Below are 26,524 nucleotides of genomic sequence, written 5' to 3'. Positions count from 1 at the left end.
CCTTTATGTTTTAACGTTGTCCAACGAGGATCTGCATCAAGATCGCTCCTCCCAAGGCGGCGAAGAGCGCTACCGGCATCGCGATGGCACCGATCTTCAGGAACTGCCAGAAGCTGACATCGAGGTTTCCTTCCCCTGTCTCACCACCAGAATCCTTACGTAGGGCCAGTAGCCAAAGGATCGTAGCCAATGACCCGGTTACGGAGAGGTTGGGCCCAAGGTCTACCCCAATTAGGACTGCATTCGCTATCGGTCCCGTGGCATGGGCAGCTTGGATTGTCCCGCCCGCGATAAGCCCCAGCGGCAGGTTGTTTACGAGGTTGTTTGCTACACCGACGGCGAAGCCGACAACCATTGCGCCCACGTTCTGGCCGAGACTTGATGCCCAGGCGAGCCATCGTTGCGTCAGGTCCAAGGCCCCTTGACTTTCCACTGCATCGACCATGACAAACAATCCTGCGACCAGCAGCAGTGTTCCCCAACTAACCTCTTTCGCGAGTGTGATGGGATTGCTCTTCGATTTGATGGAGACAACAGCGGTAATCACCAGCGCCGCAAGGCAGGTCGGCAGCCCCAGGTCCTTCTTCATGGCAGAGGCGGTGAGCAGAACAACGATCATCAGCGCGAGACCAGCGAGAACAAGTTTGCCGTTTGCGCTGAGCTTCGTATCTTCTACCTCGCACTCAATGGTCTTGCAGAGTTCCTTGCGAAACATAAGGCGCATGACGACAAACGTCACAACTATCGAAAGCAGCGATGGGACACCGAAGTCTGCCAGCCATGTCCCTAAAGGCGGCATACCGGTATGAAAGACCACCAGATTAGCCGGGTTCGAGATGGGCAGCACAAAGCTCGCGGCATTTGCAATCAACGCACAGACGAACAAGTATGGAAGAGGTGAGACTCTTGCCTTACGCACCGCTGTCAGAATGGCTGGCGTTAGTACGACCGCAGTAGCATCGTTCGACATGAAGATCGTCACGAGAGTTCCCACAACATAGACGAGCAGGAACAGACGCGAGCAACTGCCATTTGCGCCGCGTACTGCTACCGAGGCCACCCAGTCGAAGACGCCTTGTTCCCGCGCCAGTTCACTCAGAAGCATCATGCCGATCAGGAACAGGTAAACATCGCTACCTTTCGCAACAGCTTGCCCGGCCAGCTTGAGTGGTATCAAGCGGAGCGCGATCAAAATGAACGCTCCGCCCGATATCCACCAGACTTCGGGAATTCCGCGCGGGCGGATCAGCATAAGCACGATGCTAACGGCGACGATACAAGGTAGAACAACGTGCGCTATTTGTGCAGGGATCATCACCACTTCTTCCCGTTCTTATTGGGTCCGAGCTGCGTGCCAAGCAGTCCATGCTCCGGCCACGCCTCCAGCGCGTTATCCTGATCGCGTTCCACGCGCTGTCGTTCCGCGAGATCTCCGATCACAACACGAATCTCATCGGTTGCGACTTCCCCGCGTGCATCCTCGATTGAGACCTTCAAGGAAGAGATGCCCTCATGGGGAGTAGAAATATTTGCCTCCCAGACGTGGCTATTGTCGATCCGCTTCATAGGGACAGCATGCCCGTCCAGATAGGCTGTTGCTTTCAAGGCCTCAGCCTCGCCCCAGAATTTCGCTCGAACCTTCAGATTTTCTTTCGGACTTTCGGCCCTATTTGTCTGTAAGCGTTCATCACTCGGCGAGGTAATCACCACGACTGGCAGCTTCCCCAACTCAACAAATCGCCAGCTCACAACATCGCCATCGATGTTGATTACAGAGTAACCGACCGGGCCCTCTTCAATCTGTCCGGTAGACCGGGTGGCGGAGTAAAGCGTCCTTCCGTCGTTGGCAATCTCGTTGTAGTGCGTGTGACCCATGTCGATGAGTCGCACGCCAAAGTTGCGAACAGCATCCTTGAGTTCGCCACCCCCGACCTTTAGATCACTTGGGTAGCAGTGGAGCAGAAGAACGCTGGACTGTTCTGCCTCCGTCGCAGTCTGCAACTCGCGCTTCACCCAGGCAAGCTGATCCCCGCTCACAGCGAACGATCCGGGCTCCGGTACATCGAACGCATTCATCGCCACAAATCGAACGGAGCCGACCGTGAATGCATAGTGCGTTCGCTCCGACATCGCTTCCAGAAAATTCGTAAAGCTCTTCTCATGAACATCGTGATCGCCAATGATGGCGCACCATGGGACGTTGAGGCGATCGAGTTCTCCACGCACCACCGCGTAGGCGGCACGGCTGCCGTCCTCTGCTACGTCTCCAGGCAGGAAGACAAAGCTCAACGAATCGGCAAACGCTCGATTGACCCCGTTGACGATCTCTGCCAGATCGAGATGGTTTTGCTCGCCGGCTTTCGTCATGTGCAGGTCGCCGAGATGGACCCAGCTAATAATGCCAGCAGCATCGGGTAAGTGCGGTTGAAAGGGACTCTTCGATTCAATAGTTTTCATGCTGGAAGCTCCTGTGTAATGGCTGGGGAAGATGGATCGCTATCAGGTTTGTGGCGCTCCGGAAGCGTCTCTGGAATCGCCGTCCATAACAAGAGAAATGCGAGTGCAGCGATGGCTCCCAGAGATAGAAAAGAGATGCGATAGCTGAAGTGCTGAATCAGCTTTCCGCCGAACGTCGTACTGAGAGCTGCGCCTAACCCGACTGCCGTTGCGAGACTACCCTGCACAAGATTGAAGCGGCCTGTAGCGCGCGTGCGGTCTGCGACCACGAGGATCGAGACAACACCAAAGATCGCATTGGCGACGCCGTCCAGTAGTTGGATAGCGATCAGGCTTTCCGTGTTGTGGGTGAGGGTATAAAGAACTGCGCGGATGGGAAGAACGCCGAACCCAAGCATCAGAAGCGGCTTTCGTCCGTGCAAGTTCGCGAAGCGTCCAATGGCCGGGGCGAAGCACATGATGACGACCTGCGTGACGATGATGCAGGCCGACATGAATGGGGCGGCAGTGGCCCGCGCGCCGTGCGATAGCATCTCGCCGAGCTGTGGCAGCATGGCCGCATTCGCAAAGTGGAAGAGAAAAGCGCAGGCAAGAAAGAATAGGAGGGTCCGGTCTCCAACCAACGTTTTCATCACGGACGCTCTCGCAGGAACTTCTTTCCCATCTACTTGTTTCGCACCACCGCGTGCGAGGTCATAGTCGATGTCGCTACTTTTGATCGCACGGACGGCGAGCACTGTGGGGACAGTCAGCACCGCTGCCGTAATGAAGATGGCGCGATTGCCGAACAGGTGGCTCACGCCCGCAATCAGGAGCGCACAGGCCACGTTACCGGCGGAGTTGAAGGACTGGTTCTTGCCAAACTGGCGGTCGAAGAAGGTAACGCCGACTATTCCCATCGTGACTGCGGCGAGTGTTGGACCCAGAAATGGCCCCGCTCCGCCAATCAGAGCCTGAGATGTGTACACCGCCCAGGGAGCGGCAGTGATACTGAGCAGAACCGCTCCCAAAGCGAGGACAGCAGAGGCGAGAAGGAGAATCAACCTTTTTGACCTAAGTTGATCGACGATGGCACCAGCAGGAGCCTGCAGTACAACCGTGATGATGCCGGCGAGGGTCAACGCCATCCCGACGCGTCCCGGCTCCCATCCTGCTCCAGCCAGATACGCTGCGAGAAATGGACCGAGGCCGGTCTGCACATCGGCGAGAAAGAAGTTTGTCGCTTCCAGAGCATGGACACTCTGCTTCTTGCCGGAATCGATATCCATAGCATTGACCATCCGTTCTTTCTGGTAATCCTCGAGTCACTACAGCAGCAGTCCGATTTAGGCAGCAAGTAGCGAGGGCTACTCGCGGTGCTATGCGCCTTTGAGCTGCAGGTCCTTGTGCCCTCTCTCAAGCTTGAGTGGCCCACCCTGCTTTACATGAGCGAGGGCCTCCGCAGCACGCGCAAACTCGAGGGCCTGGTGATAGTCACGATCCTTGAACGCCCTCACTGCACTCCTGCGAGAGCTTTGATAGAGTGCATCCAAAATGCTGGATTGCCCCGTATGACCTTCCCAGTGCTCGTCTGCTCTTCGCGTCAGTTCATCGAAGTGTTCTGTGATGGACTGTTCAAGTTCGGCAGAGATACGAGTACTCCCATGACTATCGCCGGCAAGAGCGGCGAAGCTCAGGTGTTCTGACGCCCTTAAAAGATCGGCAGCATCTTTGTGATGTCCACCTTCTATCTCTTTCTGGGCTAGCTTGGTAAGTTCGCCAACAGCGTCCGCCGTTAATGATTTATGGGACTTTCGGAGAATCTCCAAACGGCCCATATGTTCATAGGCGCGGCGCAGATCGTTCGCCTGGTGATGCTTATCGTGGTGGCGACCTGCCGGTTTCTTGGCGGCCTTCTTTACAGCTTTCTTCGCGGCTTTTTTGGGCGGGAGCATAAAACATAGTCCTTTCTTTCCTCTGGTTAAGAGTTCGATGCAAGAAGAGTTGTCACCACCGAACGGATGAGATCAGTGCATCGAAAAATAGACTGCCTCCCCTCGGATGGCAGACTCACACGGCCTGCACATCCGGTCAGGAGCGGCATGGCGCATAAGACAGTTTTCAGTCTTGGGGCGGCGGTGGCGGGGGGGCCATTCCGTCGGGCGGTGGTGGTGGAGCCATTCCGGCCGGTGGCGGAGGAGGAGGCCCACCAAAATCGGGCGGGGGTGGAGGTGTGTCAGCCGACCCGACACGGCGGGGGTGAAGCAGCTTTATTCTTGCGTCGTGATGAAGGTGCAAGCGGCGGTGCTTGTGGTGTTGGTGGTGGCGGGGCCGCACCTTCAGCAACTACGCCAGGGGCGAGAGGAATGCCGGAGGGCAGGTTCGCAGAGAACGTCTGATCGTTCAGCCGGACACTCGCCGCTTCGACTAAAGATTGTCCATTGATCTCCGATTTCGTGCCGATCACGGTAATCTTTTCGCCCTTGCGAACTGCCGAGCCAAGTTGTTCGCCGATGGAGGGTGCCAAATCAACGACGCTGCCATTCTGAAGGTACAGACTGCGTACCTCTCCGCCTGGACCTGCGTTAAAGGCGCGGACGCGAGAGGATTGGGTCACTACGGAGAGTTGTGAAGACGCCGCAGGTGCAGCAGGCATACTCGGCGGCCCGTCTGCGGGCGAAATTGACGGAGCGGGAGGCGGACTCTGTGCAAACGCCAGAGGGCTAAATGCGAGCCCAAGAGCGGTGATTCGCAGGGAAGATGGAATGTTCATCGGCAGTACCTCTGCCCGCAGTAAGGCAAGCGGTGTGCCATTCATCGAAACGACCGAAGTCTTTCAATCGCAGCACACTTAGTGGTTCGGAGACATCGACAGCATCTTTACCCGACCGCAATCCCCTCAGGTTGTGTGCGGATTGCGTACAGTTGGGTTCCGTATCGGAGAGGCTGTGGCATCTGATCCCTGTAGCAGCCATCAATATCGGGCACGCCACCGATGGCAGCCAAGTTGCATACCATAGCGATAGATGCTCGATAAAAGCTGTACTAGAAGATGACGAGAGGAGCCGAATGCCGAAGATCTTTTGGAGAAGCCTTCGTTCACGCATCTTATTGCTCGTCGTTCTGACATTTCTTTTCCTCGCCGCCGCGGCAATCAGTCTGTTTACCTTCCTTCGCAACCGCCACGCGGAGACGCTCGCACTCACGGAGCATCATCTAGTCAGCGTAGCCTCCAATCTCGCACGGAACTATGCCGACGATCGGACTGCGGATAACTCCCTGCGAACGATTGAGCCGGGGCCACCACCGCCTCCGTTTCCTCCCGCCGCTCCTCCGCCGCCACGCTCTGAACGCGGCGAGCCACGTCACCCCAAGCCCGATCTGCTCAAAGAGATCACGGCAGAAACATTGCAGCACGAGGAAGGCATCGAGGGTGGCTTCTACGCTGCCAGAGCCGACGCTCTGATTGGATACGCCTTTCCCACCCATGAGGGGCCGGGGCCGGAGAAGGGTATGCCAGACCGCGAGCGGCCTACGATTGAGAATCTTGCGCGTGAAGCCGTTGCGGCAAACACCATCAAGACACTTCGCTTTGAAGGGCCGCATGACGCCATCCTCTTTGTAGCGGTTCCAATCCATGAGCAATCCGGTGGAGACCGGACGACTGGGACTACGGATGAAATCACGGGTGCCGTGTGGCTTATGGAGCGTATTCCCGGAATCGAAGGCGGACAGAGTCGCCAGCTCCTGTTTGGAAGCATTGGATTCGGCATCGCCGCACTGATGACAGCGTTGCTTGCAGTTTTCGTTACAACGGAAATTCGGAGCGGAGTGAACACCGTTCTTGAGCGTTTGGGCTCGATGGAGGGCGGCCTCACGGCGTCTGGTCCTCAAAGTACAGAGCGTCCGCCTTTGGAGGAGTTCAGTCGCGTACTCCACGGCATTGACTCCCTGGCACTCGCGTTGCACGAAAAGATCGAAAATGAGCGGACACTGGAGTCTCAGGTACGTCACAACGAACGGCTCTCCGCGCTGGGCCAGTTTGCGGCCGGTATTGCACATGAGCTGCGCAATCCGCTGGGCACTATCAGGATGCGGACGCAGATGTGGCAACGCTCCGCCGATCCCGAAGCAGCCATGCGGAGCAGCACGGTCATTCTCGAAGAGATTGACCGCCTGGACACGATCATCAGCCGTCTCCTCTACTTTGCCAGACCGATTCAGCTTCAACTTCAAGCTGTCTCGCTGGATGATCTGTGCACGGCCACAGCCTCGACATGGGCAGAGAAAGCAGCGGCAAAAGGTGTCCAAATCGTTTGCAAGGCTACATCTAAGAACATCGTCATAGCAGATCGAGGGCGATTGATCCAGGTGCTCGATAACCTGATGGAAAATGCCGTGTATTCAGCGGCATATCGCAGCTCGGAAGGAGCGGTCGTCACGATCAGCACTGCGGTGGAGAATGGCTTTGCGCGTATCGACGTCATGGACGATGGACGAGGCTTCACTCCAGCGGCTCTAAACCATGCAATGGACCCGTTCTACACGACCAAAGACAACGGAACGGGTCTCGGCCTCTCTATATCCTTCGAGATCGTTCAGTCTCACGGAGGCGAGTTGCTTCTCGCCAATGATGAGGGTGGAGGAGCCATTGCTTCACTCCGATTACCGTTGAATCGTGATGAGCGCGATACCCTAAGACAGGTGAATGAAGAGGCAACGCAAGATGGCTGAAGTACTCATCGTGGACGACGACCGCAACTTTCGCGAGACGCTCCGGGAACTGCTGACGGATGCAGGTTACAAGACCCTCGTCGCGACGAATGCTGAGGACGCGATCACCTCACTTCAGACCGCAACACCCGACCTTACGTTGTGCGATTGGAAGATGCCTGGCGGAGGAGGAGAGCAGTTTCTCAAGAGCCTCCAATCGGAAGGGCTACTGACTACCATGCCTGTCATCATTCTCACCGCCCACGGCACCGGCCCGAATGCGATGCAAGCGATGCAACTTGGAGCCTACGACTTCATTACCAAGCCGCTCGACATCGACCTGGCCCTCGCGACGGTTGCGCGCGCCATCCGGCACATGGAACTGCAGCGCGAGGTAGAGTTGCTGCGACAACAGCGGTTCAGAGATCGCTCTATTGAAGACATCAGTGGGCCAGAAGAAGACTCGAAGCCTCAGCTCATCGGTAACTCGCCGGCATGGATCGAAATCTTCAAGAACATTGGTAGGGTTGCTTCTACCGATGTCGGCATTCTGCTGTTGGGAGAATCGGGAACGGGTAAGGAGGTTATTGCCCGCACGATCCACAAAAACAGCGCACGATGCCGTCGTCCCTTCATCATCCTCAACTGTGCAGCTTTGCCGCCCGAGTTGTTAGAGTCAGAACTCTTCGGACATGAACGCGGGGCATTCACCGGAGCAATCGCCCAAAAACGCGGGAAATTCGAAGCCGCCGACGGAGGCACTATCTTTCTGGATGAAATCGGCGAGTTGCCGCTTTCTCTTCAACCGAAGCTGCTGCGTGTCCTTCAGGAACACACCTTCGAGAGAGTCGGAGGAACAGCCTCCGTCCATACGGATGTTCGGGTAATCGCTGCAACAAACCGTCCATTGGAAGACGATGTGGAACAAAAGACCTTCCGTGCCGACCTGTTCTATCGGCTCAATGCGTTTACCGTCTGCCTGCCACCACTGCGGGAGCGCCAGTCCGACATCCTGCCCTTAGCGGAGTATTTCCTCACGCGATATGCCAAACGAAATCAGGCCATCGAAACCGGGCTCGCCGCAGACGCCGTATCAGCCTTACAAGGCTATTCGTTCCCGGGCAACGTGCGGGAACTAGAGCACCTGATCGAACGCGCCGCCGTCAAAGCAGGCGGACGAGCCATAACAGGCGAACAGATACAGGAGGAATTGACCAAAGCAAAAACTCCAGCACCAGGCATATTCGATGTCCAGGCAGCAACGGGACTTTTATTTCATGAGGCGGTCGGGAGTTGGGAGCGACATCTCATCGAGCAGGCGCTGAAGGCAGCCCACGGCAACAAGTCGGACGCCGCTCGTCGACTCGGAATTCATCGACGGCTGCTCTACGAAAAACTCACCCAATTTGGAATGCTTTAGGCGGCGTTACCAATCCGGGTTCAATGAGTGAATCGCCACTTTGTCGTAGACCAAGGAAAGGACCGCCGTAAAGGTACCGTGAGCCGTAGATCAGATTTGTGACTACATTGGAATTGCGTATAAGCGAGAACGTCTTTTGCATGCGCGAGTGAAATCGATCGATTTGTTGGGCGGGAATGCTACCGGAAATGTGAACCAGGCGCCCTAGGCACTTCCGCATACTGAGATAGGAATAAGAGGGAGGCGAGAAAGAGATCTTCTCGCCTCCCGAAGGTTGGCAATCGAACTAGAAGTCGATCCTGAGCGCCGCCTGTCCCGTCCGATTTCCCGCGTTCTCCGCCGTTTGCGGGCCAGTCAGCTGACCGAATAGCGAGTTATCGATTGCCGTCACGGGTGGCGCAAAGTTGGTATGGTTCAGAACGTTTGTAAAAGTCGTCTCGAACCGTGCATTCACCTTCTCGGTGATAGCGAACCGCTTTGCCACGCCAAGGCTCACTGCGGCCGTCCCCGGGCCCTGAATGATCCCAACTCCTGCGTTCCCGAAGCGACCTGCTCCTGCGGGTGTCGCCAGGAAGGACAGCTTGTTGTAGGTCACTGCTCCGGCAGTACCCCTCGGCACCAGATCCGGACGCAGCACAGCGCTGCGATTGACGACGTTAGTGTTCGACTGATCGGCAGAACCGCTGATGCTGGGGGTAAGCCAGGGGCCCGTCTCAAGCAGTGTGATAGTTGTAAGATCCCAACCACCGAGAAATATATCCTTGGCTGTGCTGGTACTCATGTACTGTCGGCCCTTACCAAAAGGCAGTTGATACATCCCCGTGAGTAGCATGCGGTTGCGACGAGTACCGGAAACATTGCCGAGGTTTTCTTTGATATGAAACCGATCAGCGATGGGAAGTCCGTAGTTGACCTCGCCGGCGAACGCGCTCGGAGCATCACCCTGATTGTCGGCCGCACTCTTAGCGTAGGTGTAGTTTGCATCCACGTAGAGCCCATGCTCCAAACGATGCGTCGCCTGCAACTCGAACGCGTGATAGTTTGCCTCACCTGCATTGAACGTGCTGAGCAGCGTCGTCCAGTTCTGATATGGTGCGCGGGAATCCACGAAAGCTCCAGCCGTTGCTCCCATGTTGTACGGAATCGTGCTGGCGGGAATCTGGTTCAGGTCCTCGGTAATGCTCAGCCGGTAGGTGTGCATGCCGACATAGCTCGCACGAAGCGACGTTGCGTTCGTGAGTTGGCGCTCTACGGTCACGTTCCATTGGTTTGACTGGGGGTCGCGGAAGTTGGGATCAACTCCCTGGTCCAGTCCGCCACCGCCAAATATTGAACCGCCGGAGGTGGCAGGAGCCGTGTTCGGAAAGACAATTTGTGGCGTATTCGGTCCGGCGGTGTTGGAGTTGGAATAGGTGTGCAGATTCGAAGTTGGATTGCCGCTGTTATTGAACGATAACGGTCCGAGGTTGGTCATCGTATAGATGCCAAATCCGGCACGCACCACCGTCTTCGTGTCGTTGAACGGACGATAGGCAATCGCGAGGCGCGGCTGGAAGTCACCTTTATAGGTCTGACGCAGACTTTGCGGCAATCCATCCTGGCTGGCCGTGATATATCCGGTGCACGGTAACCCGTGAACGGTCGACCCAGCCGCCGTGCCGGACGGGCACGCATTGAAGGACTGCAGGAAAGCGGTGTTGGAAGAAGTGATGTTCTGACGCGTGAGGTATCCCGCCAAAGCATCAGGAACGACAATCGAGTTATTCCGTTGATCGAAGTTTGCCAGATTGCCGCCGTCCTCCTGGAAACCGGGGAGAATCTGCCAGCGGAGGCCGTAGCTAAGCGTTAGACGACTATTAACTTGGAATTCGTCCTGAGCGAAGAAACTATATTGCGTGGCGGTTCCTCCAACATCTGGGCTCGAGACAGCGAAGTAAAGTGTAGTTGGCGCGCCTTCGAGGAAGTCGCCAAAGGCATTGCCAATAAACTGATCGCTTGGGGCGTTTCCGTAAGATGGTTGAAATATGAATGCTCCGAAGTCGTCCGAGGCGAACTGTGGCGCAAAGCTCTCCAAATCGAAGTACCGAACGCGACGGATATCGATCCCACCCTTCACCGTGTGCTTGCCGAAGCTGTAAGTCAGGTTATCGCTGAACTGCGTCGTCTTCGACTGGGTTACGCCTGCTTTGTCTCTTCCAACGACTGGAAACGGAGTTCCCGCACTGAAATTGAAGGTGGGGAATGCATAGGTTAGCGGGTGCTGACTGATATCCACACCAGTCAGATCCAACTGACTCAGCGCAGTGGAGCCTTGAATCGGGAAGTTGACGTTGGTCGTAACGTTTGTGAAGCCGTAGCGGAACTCATTCAGCAGCCTTGAGGTAATCGTGTAAGTGTGCGAAATCAGCAGGCTCCGATTGTGAATGGAATCCGAATCATTCGGCAGAAAAGGGTTCGCAAAGTCTGTGGTAATGTTCTTGCGGCTGAAGCGCGCGTAAGCCGATTGCTTGGATGATATCGTCTGATCTACCCGGATATCCGCACCGTCGGTGCGTGCCGGAGTCGCTTGAAAGTTCTGATAGTTGATGGCCTGTGCCTGGTCAATAGCTCCAGCCACATTCGGCAATGGATAATAGGCGAGCAGCGCCTTTGCTGTCTGGTTGATCTGGGCAGATGGAATCGTAGGACCACCTATATCTGAAAGGTTTCCGCTCCTGTCCGCGGCCGTCGGAACGACATATTGCTGGAACACCGCAGTGCTGCGCCGGTTGCCCTCATAGTCCGCAAAGAAAAACGTCTTACTGTGTCCGTCATATAGATGCGGAATCACAATCGGCCCGCTCAACGAGAACCCAAACGTATTGAACTTCTTGGGGGCTTTGCCGCTGGAGCCATACGGATCGGCGTCCAGCGCCTGGTTTTGTAGATACTCGAAGACACTCCCGTGATACTGGCTTGTCCCATTCTTGGTCGTAAATGTCACATCGCCCACCTGCGAAAACTCCGCACTATTGTTGAATGCGGTCACTTTCACTGCAGCGATGCCTTCCTGTGAAGGATAGGCGTCCTGGAGCGCTCCATTCTGCCGCACGTTGGCAGTCGAAATGCCGTCGACGGAAAAATTTACCATCGAAGAACTCGCTCCTCCAAGAGCGATATTGCCGGAACTGTCTGTCTGAACGTTTGGAGACAGGCCAAGCGCGCCTAGCGGGCTCGTGGTGGTAGCGCGGTTATTCAGGGGCAACTGCGTCATTTCGATATTCGTTTTTGAATCGCTTATCGTTCCATTTTCCGTATTGATCTGGTCGGCTGCTCCCGATACCTCCACGGTTGTCATCTGTGCCGCAACATTGAGCGTAGCTTCAAGTCTCAAATCCTGTCGTGCTTCGACTGAGATCCCCGATACAACGGTATCGGCAAAGCCATCGCGATGAGCGCGCAACGAGTACTTGCCCGCCTTTACATTTTCAAGGATGAAGGTACCTGAAGTATCGGTATCGACTGTGCGCTCTGTGTTTTCATCTGTACTGTGCAGCACAATCTGTGCGCCTGGAATCGCCGAGCCGCTAGCGTCCTGCACCTGGCCTCTAACGCTCCCAAACGTAGATTGGGCATGGGCAAACGATCCCGCGGCAAACAACAGACAGCAAATAATCACGGAGACGACGCCCCATAAAATACGCCTCAGAACAAACCGTTCCCCACGCCCGTGAGTTTGTCGAATCCCGTTTTGCTTCTGTTGAAGCGACACGGTCGTATCCTCTAAAAGGGACGTACGTGCTGAAGGTAGGCCTCTAAGTAAGTTCATGTCGAATCACCTCATATGCCGGAAAAGGCCGACACCTTCAGTGAATCGTGACCGACGTTAGTAAGGCATAAGCTTCTTCTTAACGGTTTGTTTATGCCTGAATCGCTATAGTTCCGGCAGGGGCAACCGAATGATTGCCAAATCAATCCAGGGGGTCCTGTGCAGGATTGCCGGCGGCTGTGCCGCTGGAATGCTGTTGACGCTTCTCTCCTACCGCCTTCACTTTAATCTCTCCGCCGCAACCTCCATCCACCTCTTTTTGGTGGTCGTCATCGCGCTTCGCTGGGGATTATTCGAAGCGAGCGTAGTTTCAATTCTGTCTGTTGCCTGCCTCGACTACTTTTTCACCCAGCCTTTGTTCCAGTTCTACATCACGGATTCGCACGACTGGATCGCTCTGCTGGTCTTTGAAGCAACGGCCTTGGTCGTCAGCAGCCTCTCAGACCGAGTGAGTCACCACGCTCGCGAGCTAGAGCGACGGCAGGCTCAACAACAGAAGCTTTACGAACTCAGCCAGCATATTTTGCTCCTCAATCGGGAAGCGGCGGTCGATCAGCAGCTCGTCGATCTCATGCGGTCCAGCCTGCGCGTGAAAGGAGTAGCCCTTTGGAATGCCTATGAGATGCATCAATGGAAGAGTGGAGATTGTGATTTCTCCGATGACGAGGTACGCTCCGCTTATTTTCTCGAAACAAATGACGATGACTTGATCACAGGTGTTTCTCGGCGTGTCCTTCGACTAGGAACCCGGCCTATAGGATCCCTCTTCCTCTGCGGGCATTCGCTAGACTCAGCCTCTATCAATGCGGCCTCCTCGCTTGCCGCAGTTGCAATCGAAAGGGCACGCTCCTTCTCGACCGAAGCAAATGCAGAAGCTGCAAAACAAAGTGAGCAATTGCGCTCAGCCATATTGGACGGATTAGCCCACGCTTTCAAGAGTCCACTTACGACGATCAGAGCCTCAAGCTCGGGTTTGCTCGCGATGAATACGTTATCGGGTGCCGAAGAACGATTGGTTAGCCTAATCGATCGCCACGCTGGGCACCTTAGCGATCTTGCGAATCATCTCCTCCTGACCGCGAAACTGGATAGCGGTGATCTGAAGGTCAAGCGCGAACAGGTCGACGTGGCTCAACTGATTCGAAACACCATAGCCGAATCGTCGCAAGAGCTTGATGGGCATTCCATCGACTTTCAGTCGAGTGCGTTCTGCAACGCAGTATACGCAGACAGGAAGCTGCTTCAGATGGCTCTCTTTCAGGTCCTCGACAACGCGGCAAAGTATAGCCGTCCTAAGTCGCAAGTGATCATTGCCCTGCGAGAAGAAGAAGCGGAACTGATCATCAGCATCAGGAATGAAGGCTCGTTCATTCCTGACTACGAAAGAGAAAAGGTATTCCAACGCTTTTATCGCTGTTCCGAATCAGTAAAGTCAATTTCCGGTACCGGGATCGGACTCTCTGTAGTTAGGCGCATCGCCGAAGCACATCGCGGCCGAACATGGGTTGAAAGTGATTACATCAATGGAACTACGTTTGCAATCGCGCTACCTCGCATGGCAAAGGAGAAGGTGTGAACCAGAAGAGTAAGGTGCTAGTCGTTGAAGACGATGCAGGAATCCGCCAGAGCCTGTTTGAAACATTGGGGGCGCTAGGATTTGCGATCGGGGAGGCTCACAACGGCGAGGATGCCCTCGTTCAACTGCGCATGGTGAACTATGACGCAGTCATCCTCGATATCAATATGCCAGGCATGGGCGGTAAGGAAACGTGCCGAAGAATCTGTCAAACTTTTCCCGGGCTACCGATCATTATGCTCACCGTTCGTGACGATGAAGAGGATGTCGTCGAATCGCTAAACGCGGGCGCTTTCGACTATGTCACAAAGCCATTTCAGATCCGGGAGCTGACCGCGAGACTGCGAGGAGTCATTCGGCGCCGCCATGCCCCGATTGGAGAACCAGATCTGGTCAGCATAGTGGGTGATATTACGCTCGACGCCAATCGCCGCCTCGTAGAGAAGAAGGGCGAACCGATACATCTCGCTCCAAAAGAATACGAGACCCTCCGTTGTTTGATGGAGCATGCTGGTAGACCCGTCAGGCACGAAAATCTGCTGCGATCCATTTGGGGACCGGTTTACTGCAACGAGCGTGAATATTTACGCGTTGTCATCAATCAACTACGAAAGAAAATTGAAGACGACCCTGCTCACCCCGTTTATATCTTGACCGAGAGCCACATCGGCTATCGCTTCCGTGAAGAATAGTTCAACCGGATGCCTATGCGTATGCCCAGACCCGAGATTGAAGAGATTGGCAGCAAGCATTCAGTTCTGTCTGCATCAAGACCAATAGAGACATCGAACGAGGTCCTCAGATCGAACCTGAAAAGATATAGATAGGCGGCGAGACGCGTTCGGATCATTCGCAGCTCTCTACGGGCGCCTTGCGTGGCGCGGCAAGTCCGCCAGGCCACCAGTTCCAATCGCCGGCAATGCGAAGGAGTGCGGGACCGATCACAATACGCACCAGTGTCGCGTCAATCAGCACGGCGATTGCAAGCGTAAATCCAATCATCTTGACCACCAGGAAGTTGCCGAAGGTGAATGCCGCGAACACCACGATCATGATCGCTGCGGCGCTCGTAATCAGACCCGCAGTCCTGGCCATCCCCTCCGGAATTGCATCCACTTCACTTAGCCCGCTCCTCCTGGCCTCAAGAACTCGCGCGACCAGGAACACTTCGTAGTCCATGCTTAGGCCGAAGACGATGGCAAAGGCAACGATAGGAACAAGGGGGAATACGCTGCCCGTTCCCCCAGGTACTCCCAGCAGGCTACTCCCGTGCCCATCTTGAAAGATTAAGACCAAGGCTCCAAAGGATGCCGCAACCGAGAGCAGGTTCAATACGATTGCCTTCACCGCGGCGAAGAGCGATCGGAACCCGACCAGAAGCGCCAGAAGCGTGGCCACCACCACCATCGCCACTACCGGCACAAAATGCTTCGTAACAATCGTCTGATAGTCGGCGTTGAGTGCCGGAATACCACCAATCTGCAGCGTTGCTCCGGGCACACCGGTAAGAGTTGCCGCGCCGGTCTTGCGGAGTTCACGAACCCAGTCGACTTGATCCCGCAATGAGACCGAAGTCGCGGGTAGTACCTCAAGCAGCGCCTCGTGTCCGTCACTACTCAGAAACGTGCGCCGCGTCTCCCGCGAGATGTCTGTGAGCGAGGCACGGTTACCCTCCGCAATTGTTATGATTGATATGACTCTTGCACAACGAGGATCGCTCGCGATGCGCTTGCTGAGGCGATCGAGCGCGTTCCATCCCGCGTCGGTTTGCGCAATCGAATCCGCTGGCAGTTGGACAATGACGCGAAGTGAATACACCACGCCAGCCCGATCCATCTGTTCAAGGGTATGCAGCGCATGCACTGATTCCGCGGACTCCGGAAGCCAATCCCCTTTGGGGACACTTGTATCAAGATGCGTTGCTTGCCATGCAAGCAGAAGCAGAGGGGTGCCTGCAAGAAACAGGGCAAGCAACGGGTGGGCAACAATCACCTTTCCCCATCTCCTCCAGCGGTTTCCCGTATGTGCGGCCCGCTGCGCATCCAGTTTCGGAGTAAACGGCATTCGGCCAGCATCAATCCGCGGGCCGAGCAACCCCAGCACGGCCGGAACCAGAGTATTGGTAAGCAACACGCTGATCCCTGCTACCAAAAATCCCGCGACGCCGATGGAGCGGATCTCGCTGATGGGAACCGTCAACAGTGCTAAAAAGCCGATTGCTACTGTCGATGCTGAAATCAAAAGCGTATGACCGGCCTGACGTGCCGCCATGACGGAGGCTACAGATCCCTCGTGGCCAGCGGAGATCGCTTCCCGGAAGCGGCTGACCATCAGGAGCGCATAATCGATTCCTAAGCCTAATCCAAGCATGGTAGCCAGATTTTGAACCAGAATCGACAAGTGGAAGCGGTGGGCCAGCAACCCTGTAATTGCCAGGGTGGCTGCGATGGCAAGCTGACCAACGGCCAACGGAATTACAGCAGCGACCAGACTGCCGAAAGCCACCAGCAAAAGTACAAGGGTCGCAGGAATCACCAGGCTTTCGCCGTGCCGTACATCGTCCGCGCTCGCTTTCCGGATGTCAAAGTTAAGTGGAATCTCGCCCGTCAGTTCGATCTTGACTGCAGGATAGCGGCCTCGCAATTGATTGGCGAGAGTGTTTATCCGCTCGTGAAGCTTAGGGACCAGCAACTCCACCGGCCCCCCGGTCGACGACAGGCCCACCAGGACAAACGTTCCACCGCCCTTGCCCACAAAGATAGGATCGCGAAGGTCGAGATGAGAGACGACGCCAGACACGCCAGGTTCTTCTCTCAGACCCGCCACAATAGTTGCTAACGCCTGCTCACCCTCCACCGAATCGGCGGGAGGCAGTCCCTGAACGACCAGGACCACGCGATCCACAAATGGCGAATGAAAGCGACTGACAAGCTCCTGACGGACAGTCTCCGCTTCGCTACCTTCAACGCGGGTTGCCGTCTCCAGATGACGCTCAGAATGAAAAGAGAATGGAAGAAGGGCAACGACAGCGATAAGGATCACTCCGGCTACCCAGAAACGGCGCACATGCATGAGACCCATGATGTCATACAAATAATTGCGAGCAGGGGCAAATATGCCATTCTTTGCCTGCATCAAACAGATCGGAGGTCGAACAGGTACCCGATGGGTAGCCTGCCCGGCTCTCTGAATCTGCTAAATTGGTTCCGTCTGATGAGGAGGATCAATTCTTAAATTCGCGTTGCTCGCACTACTTGCCGCCTTTCAACCTGGAACCGCCGATCCACGTCTTGGCTCCTGGACGCTCTTTTCTGCGCAGTCGAGCCTGAATCCTCCCAACAAACTCTCCGTCACGGCTCTACATAACGCAGTGCACGTAGTGATGACCGGCGAAACCCACCTCGATTTCACTGCCAAGTCAGACGGACATGAGACGCCAGTTCCAGGCAATCTGGCGTTCAATCAAGTCGAATTGCGCAGGATCGACAAAAAGCAGGCCGAGGTTAAGGAAAAAAAAGATGGAGCTGTCGTGGCAACGGTTCGCGAAAAGCTCTCGAAAGATGGGAATGAGCTAACGATCACGACTACGAGCGCTGGCCACGCCGACCAGATCACCTTGTGGACGCGAAGCGGAGGCAAAAAAACTGCCGGGGACCTTCTCGCCGGCGAGTGGACCCAGGATCTCAGTAAGACCCGTTTGAGACAAGGCTTGGCGCTCAAGATTGAAACAGACGGAAACGGTGGGGTTCGTTTTTCAGGTGAGTTCAGCTACACCGCCCGTTTCGACGGAAAGCAGTATGTTCTTGCGAACTCCCGCAACGACTCCATCATGCTTCAGCTTATCGATCCACACACAGTAGATTCAATTTACCGGCGAGACGATCAAGTGACTCAAAAGGACCGGTGGGTGGTCTCCGCGGATGGTCAGCAGATGACGCTAACCACCACAGGGACATTGGAGACAGGCCAGCACCTAACCGAGAAGCTGGTGTTCAAAAAGCAATAGCGACTATGCATCCGTGAAGGCAAGAGGCTCGGCGAGCGATGGAACAGTACTAGACTCACGAGCCGCAACCGAAATAATCCCCTTGCGGTGCATGAATTTCAAAATGCCGTCGACCGTATCCTCAAGCGAAGGATCGGCGATGCCCCATGTAGAGGCATCGCGAGCCTCTTGATAAGTAGAACTGTCATACCGTTTGAACTCCATCGCCGAGATGTTGTCCACCGAGCCCACCAGAAAATCCAGCAGAGGAAAGAGTAGGTCTTCCTTACGGCATCTTCGGATCAGTTCGGGAACAAACTCCGAAATGCTGAATATTTCGAATTGCCGCCCGGTCGATTTGGTAATGAGCCCCGTAATATCCAGCATGTTCGCATAATCGTCCCGCACCACGTGATAGGTCTTATTCGCCGTGCCGGGAGTAGTGGAGATGGCAACGATATTGTTCGCCACGATGTCCGCAGGAACAAAACTAACTTGGTTTAGAGCATCGACTCCTATACCGTGATTCACCATGAACGCTACCAGACGAACGGCAATATCAAAGTTGTTGCCTCCGCCCGTAACCGAGGGACTCACCAGAGCGGGGCGGAAGATCCGAGTGGAGAGCCCTCGGTTACGGGCATCTGCAACCACTTGTTCAGCAACCCATTTGGACTGGCTGTATCCGAAGTCGAGAAGCTCCATATTCTTGTTGAAATCGGTCTCGTACAAAACCGATTTGACAGCCCATCCGAACACGAAGGTAGTCGAGACGTAATTGAATTCCTTGGACCGTCCCTCAAATGCCAGCCTCAAGACCTCGTTGGTCCCCATCACGTTCGCGTCACGCATGCGGTCGTAGTTGAATAAGTAGTTTACGGTCGCGCCATTGTGAAACACGGTGTCCATTTCACTTGCGAGAAAATCCCAGACGTCCTGCGTCAGGCCCAACATTGGCTGCCCAAGATCGCCGCAGATGGGAATAACGCGAGCCTCAAACATCTGCATCAGCCTTGCCGGGCAAGGCCCCATCGACTCCATCGCCGCTCGCAGCCTCTGCCTGCCCTGATCGTCGTCGGAAGCCCTGACGAGAACGTAGATCTTCGCCCGCGTCTGTTCCAGCAGGCTCTTCATCAGGAACGGTCCGATGAAACCGGTGCCACCCGTCAGCAGGACATGATTCGGGACTGGAAGCTCAGGCAAAGGTGCAGGTACCGGAGGTGCGAAGATGAGATTTCTATCGTTGCTCATCATCTCTTTTTCCGCTCTGCGCTGCTCATCTCGGAAAGCCCCAATGGAATGACGCAGCTGAACCAATGCTTCTTCAGGTGCATGCTCCAACTGTTGCGCCAGTTGAAACAAATCGGCTACGCTGACCTGCTGAATGACACCGATATCGACCTGACGCGCCAGCATGTCCGCGCCTTTTTCCTTCAAAAGCTCCTTCAGCTCATGCATGAAGACGACAAGATCCAGCGAATCCAGTCCCGCTTCCACCAGGTTGTACGTTTCCATGCCCGTCAGGTTGTACCGGGCCTTCAACTCGTCGAAAGACGACTTCACATCAGAATCAGACTCAGAGCACCCGGCGTCTTTCTCCCGCGAAAACTCGGAGAGAACAGTAAACTCGCCTTCCAGCCACATGTGCTTGGTCTTATGACGCATGATCTTGCCCGAACTAGTTCGCGGGATCGCTCGAGGAGCAATGAAGGTGATCAACGCCACTTCTACGTTCAGATAACTCCGAACTGCGGCGGCAATCTTTCGTGCATCCGGAAGCGCCTTAGGATTTTTCACTTCGGCCACGATTGCCAGCGCCGGTTCGCTGTCTTCATGAATCTGGAACGCAGCCACGCAATTATTCCGGATCATCCCGGACGCTCTCTCTACGACGTTCTCGATATCCTGCGGATAATAGTTCTGCCCGCGCAGAATAATCATGTCCTTGATGCGACCACACACGTAGAGTTCGCCGTCGTGGAAAAACCCCATATCGCCAGTCCGAAGATAGCCATCGTCATAGGGACTATCGTCCACCAGCCGGGCACGAAACTGCTTTAGCGTCAGCTCCGGATTATTCCAGTAACCCAGGCACTTGCCGCTTCCCGCGAGCCAAATCTCACCGACGTGGCCAGTATTTAAAGCGACGTGCTGTTCCGGGTCCACGATCTTAACGTCGATACCCGCGAGCGGAGTTCCGCAGCTGACAATCTGCGTAGCTCCGTCGATTTCAGAGACCTCCGTCGTCATACGCGCCTTCCCCAACGCGAGGGCACGCTTATTAACGGACACAATATTGCGGCCGCCGAGTGAAACGGCAAGAGTATTTTCAGCCAGCCCGAAAGCGGCATAAAAGCTCTCCGACTTTAGTCCACAACTCTGAAACTTCTCCAGAAACCGTGTGAACGTATCCGGTTTTACCGGTTCCGCAGCGCACATCAACACCCGCAGGGAGCTGAGATCGCAGCCTTCCAGGCTCTCCTTGGACAACCTCCCGGCGCGCAGGCAATAGTCGTAAGCGAAGTTCGGGGCTGCCGTCGCGGTAGCACGATAGGTTGTTATCGTGTCGAACCACAGGATCGGCCGCTGGATGAAGTCCATGGAAGAGAAGCCGTACGTTGTACCGCCTCTCAGGGCGGGATAAAGGTAGCACCCAATCAAGCCCATATCGTGATACTGAGGGAGCCAGGATACGACCACCGGCTCAGGATGGTCGATCACTAGAGGACAGGTCTGCAGGATGTTTTCATGCGTCACCATTACACCCTTGGGATCCATCGTCGATCCCGACGTGTACTGGAGAAACAATATCTTTGAAGTGCCGAAAAAAAGTTCGTCCGAAATCGGATCCACGAACTTTTCCGTGACAATCCAAGGAAGACCGGAGATGTAGTCGACGTCTACGCCGGACGCCGAGACCCCACTTCGAGTGAGATTTGTCTTCAAAGACGCATGGTAGTCTGCGCTGGTCAAAATCCCGGACGCCTGACAATCTTTCGCGATGTGGACCATCTTGTACAGAGCGCTCTGGAAGCCACGAGAACTCGGAGGATAGACGGGCACGGGGATTAATCCCGCACGCACACAACCAAAAAACGCGCAGATCATCTCAAGCCCCGGCGGATAGGCGAGCAGAACCCGGTCCTCCGCCGCGAAACAACCATCCTTTAGCAAGTGACCGGCTATGGCCTTCGTCCGTTTAAGAAACGACGCGTAGGAATAGCATTCGAGTGTATTGCCGTTCAGGTCAAGATACGAATAAAGGAGTTTGTGCGGGTGTTGCTCTCCCAGCCTATCCAGTTGGTCTAAAATCGACGCCATAATAAATCAGCAATACCCCCGAGGTTGAATAGCAAAACTCAGTACGAAAAACACGAAACATGTTACGGCGTGCCAGTATCCTGGTCAGGTGATGCAACTGAGTCTCGGAATATGAAATTACAGTGTAGGCCGAGTGTGACAATGGAAGGCCTAAAAGATTCTGTGCCGATTCATCGGTCGATCGGTTTATGTTAGCAGAGCAATGACCCAATCCAATGGATCTCCACTTTCAGCACGAGCCGTCGTAAGCTCCCCTCGCCTAATCCGAATTTCCTTGATTCTCAATAAATCCTCGCGTTACCATGAGATGTTGACGCAGAAGATGGTGTACCAGATGCCACAGATACGCTGCTGGCCTGGTTCGCTGATGCGACCGACCGGGGTGCGCCGGGCCGACTTAACAGATTGCGGAGGCTCCGGTGACGTCTGAAATCGAAGCGGTGATCACCCTAAAGCCCGATATAGATGATCTGGTACCTTCTGAAACTTTGGCGCGGCAGTCCGTCGGCGCGACCGGCCCGTCTTCTTTCCCGAAAGTCCTACGCCGTCGCCTCGACAAGTTCTTTGCCGATCAGAATCTTTCGCCCAAAGCCGACCTCACCATGTGGACCAAGATCGCCGCGGGGCTGGCAGTGCTGGTGGGCGCATGGATTGCTCTCTATGCACTCAAGCCGAATTCATGGAAGTTTGTCGCTCTCTACGTTTTAAGCGGTCTTGCCCAGACATTCCTTTTGCTGAACATCGCCCACGACAGCAACCACAACGCCATCTCGTCTGTGTCGTCCATCAACAAAAGCCTGAACTACGTCTTCGATGTTTGCGGAATCAACTCATACATGTGGCGCATCCTCCATCATCGAGGCCACCACTCCTGCATCAATCTCCATGGCGAAGACGATGCTCTTACGGGACGTGGGATCTTTCGGTTCACGCCCCACGAGCCCCGCGCACGCTGGCATCGGTTCCAACACATCTATGCGCTGTTCTTTTACGCGATGTTCTCTCTTGATTATGTCTTCGTCAGGGACTTTGAGTCGTTTTTCTCCCCATCCCACGAATATCTGAGACGCACCAACCATCCCAAGCGGGAGTACACCATCCTCTTTGCAGGCAAGGCGTTCTACTTCACTTACATGCTCATCTTGCCGGTGCTGCTGATGGGAAAATCGCTTTGGCTGGTCGCCGGATCGTTCGTGCTGGTCCATCTGATCATCGGTTTGACCGTATCCCTGGTATTCCAGACAACCCACACCATCGACAGCACTTACTTTCCCTCGGACCGCAGCGAGTTCGATAATGGCGTGTATCACATCTTCGCGACAACGGCCGATTATGCGACTAGCAATCCGATCGTCGGCTGGCTCACGGGCGGCCTCAATCATCACATTGCACATCATCTATGTCCTTTTGTCTGCCACACCCACTACGCACCGCTCACCCAAATTGTGAAAGAAACCGCGGAAGAGTTTGGCGTTCCCTACCGGCAACATCCCACGATGACTCGGGCAGTCTGGCATCATCTGATACTTTTGAAGCAACTAGGAACCGAAGGTTGAACGCCTGGTTCCTTGCCTGGAACTAACCCAACCACTTCAGACAAACCACATGAGATCTCCTACTGTTCTCCTGAAGCACCTCGGAAGCGAGACGTAACGTTGCCCACACTTATACCTGCTGTCTCACGACTTCGCTCTTTCGCAGATTCGCGTGCCATGGCCGCCAATCCTGTGCAGGTCTTGTCAAAGTACACTGAACTCTTCGGCGAAACGTTTCGCTTCTATTTAGGTGGCATTAAAGAGGCCATCGTAACGACCAATCCCGCCGTCATGCAGCATGTATTGAAGACCAACTCGGAAAATTATCAGAAGTCCGAAATTCAAGTAAAGCGGATGGGCCACTTCCTCGGCAAGGGTCTTCTCACCACCCACGGGGACCCCTGGCGCACACAGCGGCGTCTCATTCAGAAAGGTTTTGACCGAAAGCAACTTGAGGCCCTGTCCGCGATCATGCAGGACTCCCTCTCCGAGTCGATGCTGGACTTCAACCGGCAAATCCAGCTCGGCCCTGTCGATATCTACCCCCATTTGATGAAGATGACCTTCGCCATGGTCGCCCGTTCGCTCTTTGGCGCCAAGCTTAGGGACGAAGACATCGACACCGTAAGCCATACCATCTGCACCGTCCAGGAATTTATCGTTAGGCAGACCATTCAGCCCTACCTGAATCCCTGGTTTGAGGTCTCCGGCGAACTCCGCAGACACGAAGAGATGCGGACCCACGCCGACGCCATTTTGATGGACTACATCAAGACACGCCGCCAACAAGCACCCGGCAACGATCTGCTGCAGACCCTAATGGACGCTCGCTACAGTGATGGCGAAGGCATGAGCGACGAGATGGTTCTGAGCGAGAGCATGCAACTTCTAGTTGCCGGTCATGAAACCTCGTCGAATGCTCTATCGTGGCTTCTCTATCTTCTAAGCTCGCGTCCGGATACTCTCGAGCGAGTACGTCAGGAGTTCGATTCCGTCTTGGGCGATGCGCCGCTGAGCTTCGGCGACGTCACCAGGCTCGATTTCACGACTCAGGTCATCTACGAGGCGCTCCGACTCTACCCACCGTTCTGGATGGTCGATCGCATGGCTATCGCGGACGACCGCGTAGGCGACATCGCCATTCCTCAAGGATCGACGGTTATTGTGTTCGTCTACGGCGCGCACCATACGCCCCATTACTGGCCCAGCCCGGAGAGCTTCGACCCGGAGCGTTTCCTCAAAGCAAATGAGAAGTTGCGAACGCCATTCACCTATCTCCCCTTCGGAGGTGGACCCCGGGTCTGTATTGGCAATCACTATGCCATGCTGCAAATTCTCATGATTCTGAGCGAACTCCTCAGAACCTACGACTTTCAACTGATCCAGGACCAGACGATCGAAGCGCGCCCGATGGTTATTCTGCGCCCCAAACACGGAATCCGCATGACGTTCACTAAGGCAGTCGCACGCGAAGTCCCGGTATCAAAATAAGATCGGCGTTAAGTTAATCTGTTAATGCAAGCATTCCTTGGCGTCTACCCGTGTCACACACCTGACTTGACCTGCCGCTGAAAGGTAGGTGCCTTGGTCATGACGATTAGGAAATAACCCGCCACACCCACAAGAGACAATCCAAATCCCGCAATAGCGGTCGAGATGCCGAGAATCGGAATCAACTTCCCTAGAATCAGCGCACCTAGCGGTATTCCAGCGCGAAATGCCAGGTTGTAGACGCTCATCACCCTCCCTCGCATCGAGTCAACCACAATGAGTTGAACTACCGACAACATAAGAGAGGCGGACGCCATTACGGCTGTCCCGGCAAGAAAGATCAGAATGCAGGAGACCGGTAGCCACTTCGAGAAGGCAAACCCAGCCGTTGTAAGCCCAAGTGCGAACAAAGCGAGCACCGCAAGACGCCCCTGTCCCTTCAACTTCTCCATCGCCGCGACCAATAGCGCTCCACAGATCGATCCAGCACCTGAGAAAACCAGCAAAAGCTCATAGGTTCCTGGACCTCTATGAAAGATCGTCCGCACAATCACAGGAAGAAATCCAGTCAGAGAAAAGCCAAACAGTGTTGTGCAAAACGCCAGCACGACGAGCGGAGTCAACCCCTCACGATCTCTGATGAAACTTATTCCTTCCTTCATGCTCTTCAAAACGGACATCTGGGTCTTGGGTGCAGTGGACTGCGCCCTGATCACAAAGAGTGAAATTATGACCGCGACATAGGAGAAGCCGTTCAGCGCGAAACACCACGTCGCGCCGAAGACGGTATACGCGAGGCCTCCAAGGGTCGGACCGATAATCCGCGCAAGGTTGAACTGAATCGAATTCATCGAGATTGCATTGGCAAGGTCTTCGGGCTCCACCAGCGTGGGCAACAGGGCTGAATAGGCGGGTCCGCCAAACGATTGCCCAACCCCAACAACGAAAGACAAGGTCAGGATGTGCCAGACCTTGACCGCATGGGTAGCGAATAATGTTGCCAGGACGAAGGCGCAGATCATCTGGATGTACTGCGAAGAGAGCAACATCTTCTTTCGATCCAAACGGTCCGCAAAAACACCACCGACAAGAGAAAAGAGCATAATCGGCAGTTGTCCCAGAAAGAGATCGAGCCCAAGGTAAAAAGGGTCTTTGGTCAGGTCATAGACAAGCCAGCTTTGCGCGAACTGCTGCACAAAGGTCCCAATGGTGGAAACACAAGCTCCCAACCACATGATCCGAAAATCACGGTACCGAAACGCTCGAAAGATGCGACTAAGGAAGGCGACCACGAAAAGCTAAGGCTCCATTCAACGAACTGACTTTCCTCTTGTTGATCCAAGCCTAACCGAAATAAGGTTGAAAGATAGTGCACTTAGTCAGATGAGAATCCCCGTGCACGGTCGCAGTATCTCTCGGTTGGTCCGTCTTTACCTAAGTCTCTCGGCTCACTGGTCTTAGACGGGTCCAGATACGTCTGGGTGATCATGGTTCCGGACGAAAGACGAATGAGTTCGCCTTCCTTAGTAGCGGCTCTCCGCCGTTCTAGCTAGCCGCCATTATCTCGAACGGGTGCATCTTCTCCTTCGCGGAGCGCTCATGCAGTTTGAACTAATGACGAACGAGATATCATGATCCCGAACTCTGATTTCCAGAGCAGGCAAAAGTCAGAGAGAGCTTTAGAAGACCGGATGACGATGAGCACGCGAAGGAAGAATGACAAGCCCGTTCGTCCTCCCTTTCCAGGGGCTATCCCGACTGTCCCCACATCCCAGGCGAAACGCAGAATTCTACGGGATGGGGCTCGTGCGAACGAACTCCGTGACACAGCATTTCGTCGCATCATTCTTTCCATTCCTGCAGGAAAGGTCAGCACCTACGGACAGGTTGCGGCAGCGGCTGGCTATCCGCTCTACCATCGCGCTGTGGCAAGACTCCTGCGCACCGATCCGCCAGATCATCTTCCATGGCACCGAGTGCTCGGCGCTGGCGGTGAGATCAAACTTCGCGGGGAACCCGCAATCGAACAGCGAGCGCGATTGAAGATGGAAGGCGTCAAGTTCCGCGGCAAACTCGTCAATATGGAACTTTTTGAACACGCACTTCGCGCCTGGGAGTCGTTCGACTAAAGCGAGTTGAAACTTGGGAGCCGCGTGCTGCTAGCCGCCTTCGTGGCTTGATAGCGCTCCTGTACACCTGCGCCTTTCACTTCTAACATCGTTTAAAGGGAGTCCAACAC

Annotated in this window: 17 protein-coding genes; 8 read left to right on the top strand and 9 right to left on the bottom strand. The window is 55.0% G+C overall.

The genetic code is table 11. The annotated features are described in order from the left end of the window. Window positions 1-10: 10 nt before the first annotated feature. From RBB75_RS09740 to RBB75_RS09720, 5 genes are all read right to left on the bottom strand, one after another. Window positions 11-1,315: an arsenic transporter gene (locus RBB75_RS09740; protein WP_179640716.1), complete on the bottom strand. Its 1,305-nt coding sequence runs from the start codon at window positions 1,313-1,315 to the stop codon at window positions 11-13. Continuing rightward, window positions 1,315-2,457 (bottom strand): metallophosphoesterase family protein, encoded by a 1,143-nt coding sequence (locus RBB75_RS09735; RefSeq protein WP_179640686.1) that lies wholly within the window; start codon window positions 2,455-2,457, stop codon window positions 1,315-1,317. Before RBB75_RS09735 ends, RBB75_RS09740 begins: the two co-directional genes overlap by 1 nt. Continuing rightward, a complete protein-coding gene (locus RBB75_RS09730) occupies window positions 2,454-3,725 on the bottom strand; it encodes an MFS transporter (RefSeq protein WP_353070309.1) in 1,272 nt (423 codons plus the stop codon). Before RBB75_RS09730 ends, RBB75_RS09735 begins: the two co-directional genes overlap by 4 nt. 90 nt (window positions 3,726-3,815) lie before the next feature. Beyond that, a complete protein-coding gene (locus RBB75_RS09725; protein WP_179640684.1) occupies window positions 3,816-4,391 on the bottom strand; it encodes a hypothetical protein in 576 nt (191 codons plus the stop codon). Window positions 4,392-4,672: 281 nt separating this feature from the next. Beyond that, entirely contained in the window at window positions 4,673-5,209 is a 537-nt protein-coding gene (locus RBB75_RS09720; protein WP_353070308.1) for a hypothetical protein, read from the bottom strand. 296 nt (window positions 5,210-5,505) lie between these two features. On the opposite strand from RBB75_RS09720, the gene RBB75_RS09715 reads away from it, so the two are divergent. Next, window positions 5,506-7,170, top strand: coding sequence for a sensor histidine kinase (locus tag RBB75_RS09715; RefSeq protein ID WP_179640682.1), 1,665 nt, complete (start codon window positions 5,506-5,508; stop codon window positions 7,168-7,170). Beyond that, window positions 7,163-8,569: a sigma-54-dependent transcriptional regulator gene (locus tag RBB75_RS09710; protein ID WP_179640681.1), complete on the top strand. Its 1,407-nt coding sequence runs from the start codon at window positions 7,163-7,165 to the stop codon at window positions 8,567-8,569. Before RBB75_RS09715 ends, RBB75_RS09710 begins: the two co-directional genes overlap by 8 nt. Window positions 8,570-8,855: 286 nt before the next feature. Here RBB75_RS09710 and RBB75_RS09705 read toward each other — a convergent pair whose 3' ends face one another. Beyond that, entirely contained in the window at window positions 8,856-12,377 is a 3,522-nt protein-coding gene (locus RBB75_RS09705; RefSeq protein ID WP_179640680.1) for a carboxypeptidase regulatory-like domain-containing protein, read from the bottom strand. A 130-nt stretch (window positions 12,378-12,507) separates the two neighbouring features. Here RBB75_RS09705 and RBB75_RS09700 point away from each other — a divergent pair, with 130 nt between their 5' ends. Further along, window positions 12,508-13,953, top strand: a complete 1,446-nt coding sequence (locus RBB75_RS09700; RefSeq protein ID WP_179640679.1) for a sensor histidine kinase — start codon at window positions 12,508-12,510, stop codon at window positions 13,951-13,953. Then, window positions 13,950-14,645, top strand: a complete 696-nt coding sequence (locus RBB75_RS09695) for a response regulator transcription factor (RefSeq protein WP_179640678.1) — start codon at window positions 13,950-13,952, stop codon at window positions 14,643-14,645. Before RBB75_RS09700 ends, RBB75_RS09695 begins: the two co-directional genes overlap by 4 nt. A 154-nt stretch (window positions 14,646-14,799) precedes the next feature. On the opposite strand, the gene RBB75_RS09690 is transcribed toward RBB75_RS09695, so the two are convergent. Next, the gene (locus RBB75_RS09690) at window positions 14,800-17,034 is read right to left on the bottom strand and encodes an MMPL family transporter (protein WP_353070307.1); all 2,235 of its coding nucleotides are present in this window, start codon (window positions 17,032-17,034) and stop codon (window positions 14,800-14,802) included. 160 nt (window positions 17,035-17,194) lie between these two features. Here RBB75_RS09690 and RBB75_RS09685 point away from each other — a divergent pair, with 160 nt between their 5' ends. Then, window positions 17,195-17,959, top strand: a complete 765-nt coding sequence (locus RBB75_RS09685) for a hypothetical protein (protein WP_179640676.1) — start codon at window positions 17,195-17,197, stop codon at window positions 17,957-17,959. A 3-nt stretch (window positions 17,960-17,962) separates the two neighbouring features. Here RBB75_RS09685 and RBB75_RS09680 read toward each other — a convergent pair whose 3' ends face one another. Continuing rightward, on the bottom strand, window positions 17,963-21,259 hold the full coding sequence (locus tag RBB75_RS09680) for a fatty acyl-AMP ligase (RefSeq protein ID WP_353070306.1): 3,297 nt from the start codon (window positions 21,257-21,259) through the stop codon (window positions 17,963-17,965). Window positions 21,260-21,678: 419 nt separating this feature from the next. On the opposite strand from RBB75_RS09680, the gene RBB75_RS09675 reads away from it, so the two are divergent. Continuing rightward, window positions 21,679-22,815: a fatty acid desaturase family protein gene (locus RBB75_RS09675; RefSeq protein WP_353070305.1), complete on the top strand. Its 1,137-nt coding sequence runs from the start codon at window positions 21,679-21,681 to the stop codon at window positions 22,813-22,815. 156 nt (window positions 22,816-22,971) lie between these two features. Next, a complete protein-coding gene (locus RBB75_RS09670; RefSeq protein ID WP_353070304.1) occupies window positions 22,972-24,285 on the top strand; it encodes a cytochrome P450 in 1,314 nt (437 codons plus the stop codon). Between the two features lie 53 nt (window positions 24,286-24,338). On the opposite strand, the gene RBB75_RS09665 is transcribed toward RBB75_RS09670, so the two are convergent. Further along, window positions 24,339-25,577, bottom strand: coding sequence for an MFS transporter (locus RBB75_RS09665; protein WP_353070303.1), 1,239 nt, complete (start codon window positions 25,575-25,577; stop codon window positions 24,339-24,341). A gap of 399 nt (window positions 25,578-25,976) precedes the next feature. Here RBB75_RS09665 and RBB75_RS09660 point away from each other — a divergent pair, with 399 nt between their 5' ends. Continuing rightward, a complete protein-coding gene (locus RBB75_RS09660; protein ID WP_257031329.1) occupies window positions 25,977-26,414 on the top strand; it encodes an MGMT family protein in 438 nt (145 codons plus the stop codon). Window positions 26,415-26,524 lie beyond the last annotated feature (110 nt).

The sequence above is a fragment of the Tunturibacter empetritectus genome, from assembly GCF_040358985.1.
Lineage (GTDB): Bacteria > Acidobacteriota > Terriglobia > Terriglobales > Acidobacteriaceae > Edaphobacter > Edaphobacter empetritectus.
Note: the sequence above shows the minus strand (reverse complement) of the source record. Positions and strands in the feature narration are given on the sequence as shown.

Coding starts and splice junctions, on each gene's coding strand:
- RBB75_RS09740 (WP_179640716.1), bottom strand. CDS start 1,315: ATGATCCCTGCACAAATAGCGCACGTTGTTCTACCTTGTATCGTCGCC.
- RBB75_RS09735 (WP_179640686.1), bottom strand. CDS start 2,457: ATGAAAACTATTGAATCGAAGAGTCCCTTTCAACCGCACTTACCCGAT.
- RBB75_RS09730 (WP_353070309.1), bottom strand. CDS start 3,725: ATGGATATCGATTCCGGCAAGAAGCAGAGTGTCCATGCTCTGGAAGCG.
- RBB75_RS09725 (WP_179640684.1), bottom strand. CDS start 4,391: ATGCTCCCGCCCAAAAAAGCCGCGAAGAAAGCTGTAAAGAAGGCCGCC.
- RBB75_RS09720 (WP_353070308.1), bottom strand. CDS start 5,209: ATGAACATTCCATCTTCCCTGCGAATCACCGCTCTTGGGCTCGCATTT.
- RBB75_RS09715 (WP_179640682.1), top strand. CDS start 5,506: ATGCCGAAGATCTTTTGGAGAAGCCTTCGTTCACGCATCTTATTGCTC.
- RBB75_RS09710 (WP_179640681.1), top strand. CDS start 7,163: ATGGCTGAAGTACTCATCGTGGACGACGACCGCAACTTTCGCGAGACG.
- RBB75_RS09705 (WP_179640680.1), bottom strand. CDS start 12,377: ATGAACTTACTTAGAGGCCTACCTTCAGCACGTACGTCCCTTTTAGAG.
- RBB75_RS09700 (WP_179640679.1), top strand. CDS start 12,508: ATGATTGCCAAATCAATCCAGGGGGTCCTGTGCAGGATTGCCGGCGGC.
- RBB75_RS09690 (WP_353070307.1), bottom strand. CDS start 17,034: ATGGGTCTCATGCATGTGCGCCGTTTCTGGGTAGCCGGAGTGATCCTT.
- RBB75_RS09680 (WP_353070306.1), bottom strand. CDS start 21,259: ATGGCGTCGATTTTAGACCAACTGGATAGGCTGGGAGAGCAACACCCG.
- RBB75_RS09670 (WP_353070304.1), top strand. CDS start 22,972: ATGGCCGCCAATCCTGTGCAGGTCTTGTCAAAGTACACTGAACTCTTC.
- RBB75_RS09660 (WP_257031329.1), top strand. CDS start 25,977: ATGACGATGAGCACGCGAAGGAAGAATGACAAGCCCGTTCGTCCTCCC.